The sequence below is a fragment of the Mycobacterium sp. TY815 genome (genome assembly GCF_030755135.1).
Taxonomy (GTDB): Bacteria; Actinomycetota; Actinomycetes; order Mycobacteriales; family Mycobacteriaceae; genus Mycobacterium.
This window is the reverse complement of the sequence record NZ_JAUFRX010000005.1, coordinates 174725-189009: the sequence shown is the minus strand read 5'-3', so window position 1 is coordinate 189009 and position 14285 is coordinate 174725. Positions and strand designations below refer to the sequence as shown.

Sequence of the window (14285 nt, the reverse complement as noted above, 5' to 3'; positions counted from 1 at the left end):
TAGAGATCTTCGTACTTGCCGATCCGGCTTGGGAATACGTAGGCCAGCGGCGTGTAGACCGCCAGGGTGAGCACCTGAAGCTGTCCGAAGATTTCGTTGAATGCGGGCACATCGGGGAGGTCGGAGAGCGGCTCACGAATCGACCGCGGCGGGAGCCGTTGCGGGAAAGTACCGATCTCGGTGGTGTCGTAGAACGCCTGAATGTGCTTGCGGGACCGCGCGATGGTGACCGAGTCGAGCAGTTCGAAGAAGTCGAAGTCGAGCATCTGCAGGATGCGGTCGGTGGTGCGCGCCTCGGGGTCGAGCTTGGACCACTCGTTGAAGACGCGCTGCGCGTCGCTGAACACTTTCTCGACCGTCGTCGAGATGTTGAGGTGCTGGCTTAGGTTCTCGGACTCTCCTTCGTAGGCGAGCTGGAGTTGGTTCTTCAGGTCGTTGAAGCGGTTGTTGACCGGTGTGGCCGACAGCATGAGCACCTTGGTCTTGACGCCTTCGCGAATGACTTGACGCATCAGCCGCTGGTAGCGCGACTCTTTTTCTTCTGCGTAGTCGGCGTTGCGGAAGTTGTGGGACTCGTCGATAACGACGAGGTCGTAGTTGCCCCAATTGATTCGGTCGAGCCGCAGACCCAACGATTCACCTCTGGTGCGGGAAAGATCGGTGTGAGCAAGGACGTCGTAGTTGAACCGGTCGCGAGCGAAAATATTGGTGGTCAGATTTGCGTTGTAGTTGGTCCAGTTCTCCGCAAGCTTCTTCGGTGCAAGCACCAGGACGGACTTGTTGCGCAGCTCGTAGTACTTGATCACTGCAAGCGCGGTGAAGGTCTTCCCGAGTCCCACGCTGTCAGCGAGGATGCAGCCGTTGTAGGTCTCTAGCTTGTTGATGATTCCCGTCGCGGCGTCGCGCTGGAAGTTGTACAGGCTCTGCCAGACCTGCGTTTCCTGGTAGCCGGTGCGGTCGTTGGGCAGGACGTCCTCGCTGATGTCGTCGAGGAATTCCGAGAACAGGTTGTACAGGATCAGGAAGTAGATTCGCGCCGGTGAGTTTTCGGCGTACACGCTCGCGATGTGGTCGTACACCGCTTGGGTGACATCTTCGAGCTGCGTGGGGTTGTTCCAGATCTGATCGAACAGGGCGGCGTATTGCCGTGCCATGGGAGCATCGTCGAGCTTGGTCACGACGTTCGACACCGCGTTCCCACGTTCGTAACCAAGGTCGGCAGACGTGAACCCCTGGATCGGCTGGTAGGCGACCTTGTCATCCACAACGGCGAACTGCTGCATCGGTGCACCGGTCCGGTTCGACCGGAAGCGAGCCTTTCGGCGCACCCACTCCGCACATTCACGCGCGATGGCCCGCTGCGTCAGCTTGTTGCGCAGGCGGATCTCGAACTGAGAACCGTAGAGCGACGACTCCCCGTTCGATCCCGGCGGAATGAAGAACTGGCGGCGTTCCTTGGGCAGCTGATCGGTAGCCGCCGCGGCGACAAACGACGGCGAGGTGAAGACGAACTCGAGCTCTTCGAGACGCTCCAACTCCTTGCGCAGCGCCTCAAACGCGAAGATGGAAAATGTCGATGCAGCGATACGCAGCTTCGACCCAGCCTGCACCTCAGCCTTGAGATCGTCGCCCAGGAGATCGTTGACGTTGTCGATGATGTGCACGTTCAGTCCTCCGCGGCCGTCGCCCCGTTGCGACGAACCCAATCGTCGACCTCGGCTGCCTGGAACTTCCACAGGCGCCCCAGCTTGTGAGCTGGCATGCCCTTCTCGGCGATCCAGGCGTACACGGTGTCCTTGGTGACGCCAAGGTGGGTAGCGATGTCGTCGGCTGACAGCCACGGCTCGGGCACGGGCGACACCTCCTGGCTAATAGCTAATCGACACCTCGGTGCATGGGCGAGATGAGCTTATCGGGAAGAGACCCATTTGGACCGGTTTTGACCGGGTATAGCGGGTGAAGCCCGTTGCACGCCGGGCTTGGGTTGGCGAACGCCGGCGAGGAGACGGAGGAGAAGTGGGCAGTCGTTATCGTCGGTCCAACAGAACACTGAGGTTGGCCGATAATCACCTTCGTCTGCGTGCTGCACGGTCCCGTATAGGCGTGACGGTGCCAATCGGAGTCTCGCCCCGACTGGCCTGAAGCTGCGCGTTGAGCTCTGCGATCACGGTGACGGCGGCCCGGTTTCTGCGTTCGAGGTGGCTGTTGTGTTCGCGCAGCCTCGCGATGCACTTCTTGAGTTCCGTGACCGTGGCCTGTAGTCCAGCGAGCTCGGCGTCACGAGGAGCGGGTTCCGTGCCGACGCTGGCGTTCCAGTCTGCGATTACCTCAGTGGCACGGTTCATGGTTGCGCGGCTGACGCCGGCTTCGATGTGCAAGTTGGCTTTCGTGAGCCGGCCGTCAGTCCGTTTGGACTTGCCCGCCAGCAGGCGCTCCATCGCGTCGCGGAGCTTCTTCTCGGTTGCCGGACTGACGGTGGTCACTTCGGCTCCTGGTGGGTGATTTTGCGGACGTCGGCGAGCTGGGTTTCGAGGCGCTGGCGATGGACGGGTGCCATTCTCTTGTCCTTGAGCTTGTCGACGAGGTCGGATTCCTCGCGCCGCCAGATGGGCAGGTGTCGGTCGGTGATGACCGAGTTTCGGCAGGTGGCGGGTTGACACATGCTCGGGATCGGGCCGCCGGCTTTCACGGCTGCGGATGCGCCTTCCAGGCATAGCGCTTTGGCGGGGTCACCGAGGCAGTGATTGAGGGTGCCGAGTCGGATGGTGGCGAATTCGTCGCGCAGCAGGTTTCGGAGCATGCGTTCGTTACCGATGGCGACGGTGGTCTTGGCGCGGTCGGTGACGTCGTCGAGGCCGTTGGCGAAGGTTGTTGCGCCGGGACCGCGCAGAGCGTGGTCGCCTTGGGCGTGACGTGCCCAGTCAGCGACGAGTTCCCCGGCGGCCGCCTCCTTGACGTGGTGTTCGAATTCTTTGGCCCATTCAGGCGTGGGCGCCGCGTACCCGCTCGTGGTGGCGTTGGCAAGTGCGCGAACGGCGTTGTGTTTCAGTGTGATCCCAAGTGCGATCTCGCCGTCTGGCTCGTTGGCGGTGATCACGGCCATGGTGCGACGAAACATATGCGGCGCCAACGGAGTCGTGGGAATGGGCTCCAAGCCGTTCTGGGGCGAATGGTCGTTGACCCACGCCACGAACGATCGGATCTGTTCGTACTGGTCGAATCCTGCCAAGTCGCGGTGCACGCCTTCGCGCACCGCGCCGAAGAGCCGGTTCTCGTCGCGGGTGATCTGCTCGGCGACTTTGAGCGCCCTCACGACAGGTTCACTGACCCACCAGCGTTGAGGTGTACCGCCGTATGGCTGCATCTTGTGCAGTGTGCTGGTGACGGCGGGGGCACCGTAATGTGTTCCGATGGCCCCGGTGGCGAGGCTTTGAACTTCGCTGTCACGCATCATCGTCATGATCGCGACGAAAATGTATGCGGCGTTGCGCAGTTGGGTGAGTTCCTTGCTGACGATGATGCGGTCGAAGCCGCTTATCCAGGGCCCGTGTGTGCCGTCGGGCCGTTCAACAGCCGCGGGTTGGACCGAGCTGTAGCCGTATCGAGTGGGCACGCCTTGGCTGATCGCCTGATGGACGCGAAGTTGCCGAGCAGGTCCGCGGTTGCCGTAAAAGTTGGTGCCGCTCAATCGAAGTGCCGTGCAGAGACCCAGGCCGTCCCAGTTGATGTCTCCCGCCCGTGCGCGCCCCAAGGTGTAGATGTGCAGGGGAACAAAGGCTTGAGGTGATGACAGCCAGGCGTCAAGCGCATCGTCGATATCCCGTGTCGAGGGACGGACCTCCCGGTTTTTGGGTCCACGCGTATTGAGGAGCGCAATTTCGTCGCGAGCAGCGGTGATATCGGGGGCGAACGTTTCGATGTAGGTCCAGCAGGCGCGTACCAGTGGCCAGAAGGTTTCCGGCGGGATGACGGGAGTCTTGACTTCGCCGCCGGATCTTGCAGCCCACGGGTCGACCTGGATGGAAAGTCCGCCGTTGGGCAGGAGCCCCCGGAAATCACCGAGGTGACGCAGAAGGTCGTTGGCGCTACGGCCGGCAGAGAAGGATCGAGCCTTTCGCTCGGCAAGGTAGGCCTCACCGTCAGCGTGAGTCCAGGCCGACAGGTTGGCGGTGAGACCGGCCCTGGCGGCCCATTCCGCGAGGTATCTCAATTCGGTGAGGACATGTCGGATGGACTTCAATTTGTAGGGCCGATTGGAACGATAGATTCCGGCTCGCCTGACTATGGGGTGGACCGGTTGCAGCATGGCCATCGCGAGGGTTTTGGCGATCGGCACCCACCCGTCGGGATACACATCGAAACGCAAATGTGCTTGTGCAGCATTGAGGTTCGGTGCGAGACCGCTGGCGGTGAGATCCCAGCGCGGGAGGTCCCCGAATCGGGGGTCAGGCCCGTCGGTCACGCGGCGGTCAGCGGGTAACACCGGCTCGTCGGGATCGAAGCCTGTCAGTGTCGGACAAGTCTGCGGCTCGGGTGCGTTGGTCATTGTTCAGCCCTTTGTCCAAGCGGGCGGTGCAAATGGACGTCCGCCGGGCGGGCAGCCTCGATCTGCTCGGGTGGGAACTCGGCGACAATGGCGTCAATGTTGACTCTCTGCTGGCCGTAGATCTCGCTGAACACCCTCGGCGGCGTGTTGTTCTCGATGGCGTCCAGTGCCTCTCGGTAGGCGATCAGGCGCGGAAGGTGATCGCGGAATACGATGGCGTTACGGCATTGCAAGCACATCGACGGTGAGGCATGGCATAGCGAGCCCTGATCCATGAACGGTGCGTCATAGGGATCTCGGCAAGCAGCGATCGTCAGTTCCTGCTCAGTGGGCGTCTCCGCGGCGACGGTGGCGGCAATTTCGGCGAGCTCGGGATCTGTCGGTGATTCGGAGACCTCGGCTGCCGTCGCGGCCACGAATGTTGGTCCCTGTGAGGCGCGTTGCAGGACCTTCTGCTGCGCACGCAGCACCGTCTGGGCGGCGATCGTGTGAACGGTCGTGGTTTGCGCGTAGTGGTCGCGGAAGACCTCGACGGTGTGGTCGTCGCCGGCAGCGCCGGCGAGAGTGCCCAGCAGAGCCGCGCGTGCACTCTTGACCGTCTTACGGAGCCGGCGCATGTCGTGGGGTTGGCTGATCGAGAGGCTGTGGCGCTCAATCAGATTCTTCAGCGTGTTGAGTTTTCCGAAGTGGTGCTCCCGGACCACGTAATGGGGGTACTCGTGGTCGAGCCGATCACGGACAGACCGGCATCCGGTCACCCAGAACAGCGGTTGATCCGGCGTCAGCGCGTGGGCGTGGCGCATGGCATGGGCAGCTCGCCGCACAAGGTCGCCAGCCTTCCACCCCCACGGCTGGTCCCGCGGCGAGGCCAGGGTGTGCCATCGGATCCGTTGGGCACGCGCCTTTGTCGCCCGAACCCGCACGGACTCCACGCCGAACTCGATGTCCTCGCGACAGAGTCGAGCGCTCTCTTCGGGCGACCATCCGGTCTGCAAATGCAGTAACACCCGGATGGCCAGGAGATACTCGGCATCGGGAGCCAGGAATGCGCCGACGGCAGTCAGCAGTGGTGGGGCCTTGATTCGCGCGGGGGCGCGTCGCACTCCCGACATGCGGTCGATCTCCAGCGGATCAAGTTGGCGTCGTGATCCGGCGAGATGGACGTGAAACCCATCCTCATAGGGCACATTGCGCAAAGCCCACAGCACGTTCTCCACGCGGTTCCACCCGTGGATCCGCGGATCGTGGCCATCGCGAAGTAGGGCGTCGCCGCGCGCCAGACGGTCCTCTGTGTCGCGCACGATCTGCCGGCAGGTCTGCTCAAGTTGGAGGCGCTCGTTGTTGCTGAATTCGTCGAGCGGGAGTTCCTGCCATGGCCGTCCGTCTAACACCTGGCCGTTCGCCCAGTCCGCCAGCACACCGCCGGGAATCCCGTTGGACTGCAGGTAGCGGGCGACTTGATTGCGAAGCTCCATGCCCAGGTCTTTGGCTCGGACGCTGGGCGGGGGAAACTCGGCGACCATCGCCGATTCCCAATCATGCAGCCGCCGGGCCACGTCCGCGCCGTCGCCGGACAATGTCAGGAATCTGTCCGCGTCCGCGGTAAGGAACTTCCCGACACTACGAACCACGCTGGATTGGCGGGACACTGTGCCAGGTGATAGCGACGCGGTCTCTGCGCATTCCTTCCACGCGTCAGCCAGTTCAGCCACGAGCCGTGTCGCAACGTACTGGGCTGGATCGATTCGAGATTGTTTCAGCGGACCACCCGGCGGAAACGTCACAGTACGCGGCTGGCGGTCGGAATCGTTCACGGCCGTTGTGCCTCAATTTGCGCGAGAACGTAACTGGCGTAGTCACGTTCGTTGTCGCTCCACGACTCGAAGGCACGTTGAATGAGCTCGTCTGACTCATCGACATAACGCAGATAAACCATCGTCGTGGACGGGCCGGCATGCCCGAGCAGACGCTGCAAAGTCAACAAAGGGTTGTGAATGATGTGCTCGCTGATGGTGCCGAACCCGTGCTTGGGACGCGATCGTTCGAGCTGCGCAGCACGCGCCTGCAGGCTACGCAGCATCACCACGGCAAAGGTATGACGCAAGTCGTGTGGCGTGACCGCCACCGGCATGATCGGAACCTGGCCCTCGAAGTTCGCCAGCCGGTCGTTGGCCTCCTCAAAGTATTGGTGCCACCGCCGCTGCGATGGCGGCAGGCCGCCTCGACCGACGAACAGCGACAGTGGCTCGATCCCGCCAGGAGTCACCTTCACCAGTACGCGTCGCGTCTCTGGCGGAATCGTCGCGAACTCGTCGCGCCGCTCGTCACCATTAAGCGTGTAGACCAGCTTGCCCGCCGGCAGGTCAACGTCGTGGACCACCGCCATATTCGGCAGTTTCCGGCGCAAGCTCGCCTGGGCCTTCCGCACCAGCGATTTCCGCTCCGTGCAGCGGTACAGCTCAACTCTCTGGACGGTGGATGCCGGAACATAAACTCGGCGTCGACGGCCGTTCTTCGCGCATGCCTCCAGCACCAGTGAAGTGCCAGCCCCCTCCGATCGGACCTCGACGTCCAGCAGGGTGCTCCATTCGGTGAGCCTCATCCCCGTGGTCAGTGCCAGCTCGGCGGCGCACGCGTTTCGGACCGTAGACCTGCCGCGGTAGGAGCGATCCAGCTCTCCCGTGGGCAACTCCCCGCCGAACCCAACATCGCGCAACGCGACCCACTGCGCGTGAGAAAGCGCCCGAACATCCATCTCAGTCCGAGGAATCCGCGGAGTCACCACCGACCGGCTGCCGACCTGAATCCACGGCAAACTGTCTCTGCGCCCGGTTTCGTACAAGTACGTGAAGAGAGCTCGAATCACCACCAATTGCCGAGCCCACGAACGCGGCGAGACCCCGGAAGCGAATCGGTTCGCCCGGTAGGCCACCAGGTCCGACTCCGAGACATCTAGCACCCCAACGCCTCTCGTCTCTAGGAACCGGCCGAACTCGAGCGCGTCGCGGGCATAGGCGACAACAGAGTTCCGACGTAGATTCTGCGAGTACAGCCGCAGGAATGTGCACCAAGGTTCCACCGGGCGCATCGAATCGTCCACCAATACCGGAGTCCCGTCGGGCACTCGTGGCGTCGAGATGGCGTCGGAGCCGACCGCCTTCAACCCGTCCGGCCGCGACACCAGCGACCAGTCAGCGAAGTACAAATCCACCGGCAGCGTCCCCCTCAACGGCCCTTCTGTAGTCAGGGTTGCGGGCACTGTAACGGGGTTGCGCATGGATCCGAGTGAGACACGCCCAAATACAGCGCATAACCACCGCCGGCACCGGCGGAATGCTGTCGGTCGCCGAGGAGCGGCTCCTGGAACGCAATCCCGATGCCCGGCTGCGCTTGTACGGGCAGGAGATCAACGACCAGTCGTACGCAATCTGCAAGTCCGACATGATCGCCAAAGGGCAAGACGCCGGCAACATTCGGCTCGGCGACACCCTGGCCGATGACCAGTTCTGGGACCGCACGTTCGACTTCTGTATGTCCAACCCGCCCTATGGTTTCGACTGGAAGGCATCCCACGAGGCCGTCGAGAAGGAAGCGCTCGCCGCGGGTTCCCGCTTTTCGCACGGTCTTCCGTCCATCGGCGACGGCCAGATGCTGTTCCTCTGCCACCTTGCCCACAAGATGCGGCCCACTCACGACGGTGGTGGCCGCGCCGGAATAGTCCTCAATGGTTCGCCGCTGTTCAACGGCGCCGCCGAATCCGGCCCGTCCAAGATCCGGCGATGGCTGCTGGAATCGGATCTGGTCGAGGCCATCGTGGCGCTCCCGACGAACATGTTCTTCAACACTGGTATCGCCACCTACATCTGGATCCTGGACAACACGAAACGTCCTGAGCGCGTGGGCAAGATCCAACTAATCGACGCCACTTCGTTCTGGACGAAGATCCGCAAGAACCTCGGCGCGAAGAACCGCGAGGTCGACGCCAAGGCTCGCGACCGCATCCTGGCTCTCTATGACGCCTTCGACGAGGCCGACCCCGACTACTCGAAGGTGTTCACCGCCAACGACTTCGCATACTGGACCATCACCGTCGAACGCCCGCTGCTCGACGACGACGGCAAGTCGGTGACGGACCGCAAGGGCAACCCAAAGCCAGACGCGAAAAAGCGGGATACCGAGAACGTACCGTTCACCTACGGCGGCAACACCTCAGGTGATGCCGGTCGGGCAGCGACGATCAAGGCGTACTTCGAAGCCGAGGTGGGTCCGCACGTCCCCGACGCCTGGGTCGATATCGCGAAAACCAAAGTCGGATACGAGATCCCGTTCACCCGACACTTCTACAAGTACGTGCCGCCGCGGCCGCTCGCCGAGATTGACGCCGACCTGGAGAACCAGGTCGCCAAGATCCTCGACCTGCTGAAGGAGATTGAGAAGTGAGCCCTAACCTCCCGGACGGGTGGCGCCGAGCGAATATCAGGCGCTATGCGACTATGAAGACAGGGCATACTCCGAGTCGCTCCAAGCCTGAATACTGGGAGAACGTCACGATTCCGTGGTTCACGCTCGCGGACGTCTGGCAGCTGAGGGATGGCCGACGTGTCTATCTCGGTGACACGGCCAACCAAATCTCCGAGCTCGGGCTGGCCAATTCCGCGGCGGAGTTACTTCCCGCCGGAACCGTCGTACTCTCACGCACTGCCTCCGTCGGCTTTTCTGGCGTGATGCCGAGGCCCATGGCGACCAGCCAAGACTTCTGGAACTGGGTCTGCGGTCCAGATCTGATGCCGGAGTACCTCAACTATCAGTTCAAGGCTATTGCTCCCGCGTTGCGGGCACTTAATATGGGTTCCACTCACCAAACGATCTATCAGCGCGACGCTGCTGGCATCGAGATCGTGGTCCCGCCCCTCCCCCAACAGCATGCCATCGTCGGATACCTAGACCGCGAGACGGCCCGAATCGCCACACTCATCGAGGAGCAGCAGCGATTGATCGAGATGCTGCGAGAACGGCGTGCCGCGGTCATCCGGACTTCAGTTCCCGATCCCAGGTCCGGTTCGATTGCGGCAGACAAGCTGGGAAGGCGAACCCGCATCGGGAACGGGTCAACTCCACGCCGCGAAGAACAGTCATTTTGGGAGCGGGGCGGCATCCCCTGGCTGAACAGCGCCGTCGTAAATCAGGACCGGGTAACTGCCGCAACGCAGTTCGTGACTGTCGAAGCCGTCGCCAAATGCCACCTTCCACTCGTTCCCCCAGGCTCGGTGCTGGTTGCGCTGACCGGGCAGGGTAAGACGCGAGGAACATCAACGATCCTGGACATCGAGGCGACGATCAACCAGCACATGGCCTACGTGACGCCAGAGACGGACTATTGGGATTCCGATTACCTCTTGTGGTGCCTGACGGCCGAATACGGCGAACTGCGTGCTGTAAGCGACGAGAACGGATCCACCAAGGGTGCACTGACATGCGAAGACCTAAAGCGATTCCCAGTTGCGCGGGTCGCCCTCGATGAGCAGCGGCGAATCGCGGCCCAACTCGACGACCAGACATCGAGGATCGACACTCTGATCGCCGAGACTGCGCGGTTCATCGAACTCGCCCGCGAACGCCAGTCGGCACTTATCACAGCCGCCGTCACAGGCCAGATCGACGTGTCGGAATCTGCCGCCTGATGCTCGCACTTCTGCAGACTTGAGCAAAGCCTTGAGCACGGCAGCGCTGCCGGTCAGGCAGAATGTAAACGCGGAGGTGAGCGCAGTGCATGCGGTGGTCGAGTCGAAGCGGCACCAGATACAGGCGTTGTGCCGCGAGCTGTCAGTGCGCCGCTTGGACGTGTTCGGCTCTGCTGTCAGCGACTCGTTCGACGTCGACACTAGTGATGTCGATGTACTCGTGGAGTTCGAGGCAGGCCCCGATTTCGATCACTACTTCGCGCTCAAAGAAGGGCTCGAAGAAATCATCGGCCGGCCGGTTGACGTGGTGACGGCATCCGGCCTGGCTAATCCTTACTTCAGACAGCGCGTCATGCAGACGCGAGAACTGATCTATGCAGCCTGATCCACGAAAGTACCTGTGGGACGCGCTGCGCGCGGCCGGATTCCTGCACCAATTTGCCGCCGGAAAGACCTTCGCGGAATACCAGGATGACGTGCTGCTGCGCTCAGCCGTCGAACGGCAATTCGAGATAGTCGGAGAGGCGTTGAGTCAGCTGGCTAAGAGCAACGCCGACATGGCGGCGCAAGTTCCCGAACTACCGCGGATCGTGGCCTTCCGAAACATCTTGATTCACGGATACGCGAACGTCGACGACGCCCTTGTGTGGCAGGTCCTGACAGACAAACTTCCACAGTTGGAAACGGCGGTGCGGACATTGCTGGCCGAGTCGCCAGGCGATCCTCAGTCCATCGATACGGACGCAACTCGCGAGGAGGGCGGGAGTTGAACCGGCAATTTGAGCAGTTCCTCGAACTCACTGAGGACCGCCACGCGGCCCTGACCGTCCGCACTTTCACGGGCCAAATCGCCGTGCGGGAAGGGTCCTGAAACATGGCGCTGCACAACGAGATCGAGTTCGAAAAGGAGTTCGCCGAGCACCTGGCCGCCCAAGGCTGGCTCTATTCGCCGAATGACCCCGGCTATGACCGTGAACGCGCCCTGTTCCCCGACGACGTCCTGGGCTGGCTGGCCGAAACTCAGCCGGAGCAGCTGGAGAAGGTCGTCAAGCCAGGCTCCAAGGACATCGCCAAGCAGCAGGCGCAACTGCTGGACCGGCTCGTGAAAGTCCTTGACACACCGTTGGACAACGGCGGCGGAACCCTCAACCTGCTCCGCAAGGGGTTCTCACACCTGGCGGCGAAGTTCCAGATGTGCGTCTTCAAGCCCGAGTCGACGCTCAACGAGAAACGCAACGCCGACTACGCAGCGGTGCGAGTGCGGGTCATGCGCCAGGTGCACTTCTCCACCGCCGATCAGCGCTCGGTGGATCTGGTGTTCTTCGTCAACGGGCTTCCGGTGGCCACCGCGGAGCTGAAGACAGATTTCACCCAGACCGTCGCCGATGCGATCACCCAGTACAAGACGTCCCGGCTACCCAAGGATGCCAAAACCGGCGCGCTCCAGCCGTTGTTCGTCTCCGGTGCCCGCGCGCTGGTGCATTTCGCGGTGTCGGATGACGAGGTCTGGATGACCACCAAACTTGCTGGTGATACAACGCATTTCCTGCCGTTCAACCGTGGCGCCGAAGACGGCGGCGCCGGAAACCCGCTCAACCCGACCGGGTCGAAATCCGCCTACTTGTGGGAGCGGGTTCTGCAGCGCGACGCCTGGCTGAACATCCTGGGTCGGCTGATGTACGTCAAGCATGAGTCGAGCACCGACCCGATCAGCGGCAAGACCACCAAGTCGTCGTCGCTGCGATTTCCGCGGTTCCACCAGTGGGAGGCCGTCACCGAACTCACCGTCGCGGTCACCGCCGAAGGCGTCGGAAAGCGTTACCTGATCCAGCATTCAGCTGGTTCGGGCAAGACTGACTCGATCGCCTGGACCGCGCACCGGATGGCGCGACTGCAGGTCGACAACCAGAAGGTGTTCGACTCGGTCATCGTAGTGACCGACCGCAACGTGCTCGACGCCCAGCTGCAGGATGCGATCAAGCAGATCGACAACGACCAGGGCATCGTCGTAGCCATCGACCGTGACGAAGCCGCGAAAGCCGGCGGCGAGCCGAAGTCGAAATCCGGCCTGCTCGCCAACGCGCTGATCGGCGGCAAGCTGATCATCGTCGTCACCATTCAGACCTTCCCGTTCGCGATGAACGAGATCCGAAAGAACAAGGGGCTCAAGGGCAAGACGTTCGCCGTCATCGCCGACGAAGCCCACTCGTCGCAGTCCGGACAGATCGCGAGCAAGTTGAAGTCAGTGCTGACCGCCGACGAACTCAAAGAGATCGAGGAGGGCGGCGAGATCGATATCGAGGCAGTGCTGGCCTCCGAAGCCAGCGAGCGCGCCGAGTCGGCCAACATCTCCTACTTCGCTTTTACTGCCACCCCCAAGGCCAAGACGCTGGAACTGTTCGGCCGCAGGCCAACTCCCGACGAGAAACCGGTGCCGTTCCACGTCTACACGATGAAGCAGGCCATCGAGGAGGGCTACATCCTCGACGTGCTGACCGGGTACCACTCGTTCAAGTTGGCGTTCCAGGTCGGGCAAAGCGTCGCCCACGGGAACGAGGTGGATCAGGCCCAAGCCACCAAGGAGGTCATGCGCTGGGTCAAGCTCAACCCGCAGACGATCGCGCAGAAGGCCGCGATCATCGTCGAGCATTTCCACGAAAACGTGGCGGTGCTGCTCGACGGGCACGCCAAGGCGATGGTCGTCACCGACTCCCGCAAGGCGGCGGTGCGCTACAAGTTCGCGATCCAATCGTTCATCGATAAAATGGGTTACGGATATCGCACCCTGGTCGCGTTTTCAGGCGCTGTGCACGACCCGGAGTCCGGGCCAGAGCCGTTCAGCGAAGCCAGCATGAACCCCGGCGTGCATGACCTGCGTACGTCATTTCGCGGTGACCAGTACAAGGTGATGATCGTCGCCAACAAGTTCCAGACCGGATTCGACCAGCCGCTGCTGTGCGCGATGTATGTCGACCGAATCCTGTCCGGTGTCACCGCAGTGCAGACCCTCTCGCGGCTCAACCGCACCTACCGCACTCCGTCGGGCATCCAAAAGAGCGCGTCAATGACACAGGTTGTGGATTTCGTCAACGAGCCCGAGGAGATCCGCAAGGCGTTCGAGCCGTACTTCACCGACGCGTTCCTGGAAACCGAGACCGACCCGAACCTGGTCCACGACCTAGTGGCGAAACTCGACACCGCCGGCATCTACACCGAAGCCGAGATCGACCAGTGCGCAGAGGTTTTCGTGACAGGCAAGGGCCACAACGCACTCAAAGCGGCGGTCGACCCCGGCAAGAAGCGGTTTGCCGAGCGCTACCAGGCCGCCCTGATTCACAACGGCGGCGAGGGCGACAAGGCGGCACTGGCCGAGCTGGACATGTTCCGCAAGGACGTCGGGTCCTTCGTGCGTCTCTATGACTTCATGTCGCAGATCATCGACTACGGTGACCCCGGGTTGGAGAAAAAGCAAATTTACCTGCGCGAGCTCGACCGGGTGATCCGGCCGGACAACTACACCGCCCCGATCGACCTGACTGACGTAGTGCTCAAGCACGTCAAGCAGATCGACAGGGGCAGGATCGATATCGGTCTGGGTGCGCGGGTCGGACTCTCCGGAATCACCGCCGCTGGGTCAGGTGAGAAGCGCGACCCGAAGATGGTCGCCTTCCAGCAGGTGCTCGACCGACTCAATGACCTGTTCGGTTCCGAAGACTTCACCGAGTCGCAGAAGGTGTCCTTCCTCGAAGCACTGTTGCAGACGCTGCTCGAGGATGCCGCGCTGGTGCAGCAAGCGAAGGTCAACTCCGCCAAGCAGTTCGTGGAGTCCCCGGACTTCGATGACGCCGTTACCGGCGCAGTCGCCGACAATCAGGGCGCGCACGAGAAGATGAGCGACTATTTCTTCACCAATGCACCAGGCCGGTCGCATTTGATTTCCGACATCGCCAAATGGTTCTATCAGGTCGTCACGGCGGAGAGTCTGCAAGATGCTCAGCGGTGAGGCTGCTAGGGCGTTTGACCTCAGTTAACGTATCTTGCACGCCGGCGAACCCGTG

At 62.2% G+C, this 14285-nt stretch carries 10 protein-coding genes and 1 pseudogene; 5 read left to right on the top strand and 6 right to left on the bottom strand.

Annotated elements, in window-relative coordinates; all coding sequences use genetic code 11:
• From QXK92_RS32410 to QXK92_RS32385, 6 genes are all read right to left on the bottom strand, one after another.
• A partial coding sequence (locus QXK92_RS32410) for an SNF2-related protein (protein WP_306248688.1) occupies nt 1-1664 on the bottom strand: 1664 nt, incomplete at its 3' end.
• 2 nt (nt 1665-1666) lie between these two features.
• On the bottom strand, nt 1667-1852 hold the full coding sequence (locus tag QXK92_RS32405; RefSeq protein ID WP_052525842.1) for a helix-turn-helix domain-containing protein: 186 nt from the start codon (nt 1850-1852) through the stop codon (nt 1667-1669).
• Nucleotides 1853-2066: 214 nt separating this feature from the next.
• Nucleotides 2067-2483: a hypothetical protein gene (locus QXK92_RS32400; protein WP_079615617.1), complete on the bottom strand. Its 417-nt coding sequence runs from the start codon at nt 2481-2483 to the stop codon at nt 2067-2069.
• Nucleotides 2480-4546: a hypothetical protein gene (locus tag QXK92_RS32395; protein WP_306248651.1), complete on the bottom strand. Its 2067-nt coding sequence runs from the start codon at nt 4544-4546 to the stop codon at nt 2480-2482. Before QXK92_RS32395 ends, QXK92_RS32400 begins: the two co-directional genes overlap by 4 nt.
• Nucleotides 4543-6195, bottom strand: coding sequence for a hypothetical protein (locus QXK92_RS32390; protein WP_157932037.1), 1653 nt, complete (start codon nt 6193-6195; stop codon nt 4543-4545). The genes QXK92_RS32395 and QXK92_RS32390 overlap by 4 nt, the downstream gene beginning before the upstream one ends.
• A gap of 161 nt (nt 6196-6356) precedes the next feature.
• On the bottom strand, nt 6357-7646 hold the full coding sequence (locus tag QXK92_RS32385; RefSeq protein WP_306248710.1) for a site-specific integrase: 1290 nt from the start codon (nt 7644-7646) through the stop codon (nt 6357-6359).
• Between the two features lie 215 nt (nt 7647-7861).
• Here QXK92_RS32385 and QXK92_RS32380 point away from each other — a divergent pair.
• The 5 genes and pseudogenes from QXK92_RS32380 to QXK92_RS32360 all read left to right on the top strand — a co-directional run.
• A pseudogene (locus QXK92_RS32380) lies at nt 7862-8986 on the top strand (class I SAM-dependent DNA methyltransferase); the annotation flags it as partial.
• Nucleotides 8983-10227 (top strand): restriction endonuclease subunit S, encoded by a 1245-nt coding sequence (locus tag QXK92_RS32375; protein ID WP_306248648.1) that lies wholly within the window; start codon nt 8983-8985, stop codon nt 10225-10227. The pseudogene QXK92_RS32380 and the gene QXK92_RS32375, both read left to right, overlap by 4 nt.
• A gap of 19 nt (nt 10228-10246) precedes the next feature.
• Nucleotides 10247-10612 (top strand): nucleotidyltransferase family protein, encoded by a 366-nt coding sequence (locus tag QXK92_RS32370; RefSeq protein WP_306248646.1) that lies wholly within the window; start codon nt 10247-10249, stop codon nt 10610-10612.
• Complete coding sequence (locus QXK92_RS32365; protein ID WP_306248644.1) at nt 10602-10997, top strand: DUF86 domain-containing protein; 396 nt, start codon at nt 10602-10604, stop codon at nt 10995-10997. The genes QXK92_RS32370 and QXK92_RS32365 overlap by 11 nt, the downstream gene beginning before the upstream one ends.
• Before the next feature lie 104 nt (nt 10998-11101).
• Nucleotides 11102-14230 (top strand): type I restriction endonuclease subunit R, encoded by a 3129-nt coding sequence (locus QXK92_RS32360; RefSeq protein ID WP_306248642.1) that lies wholly within the window; start codon nt 11102-11104, stop codon nt 14228-14230.
• Nucleotides 14231-14285 lie beyond the last annotated feature (55 nt).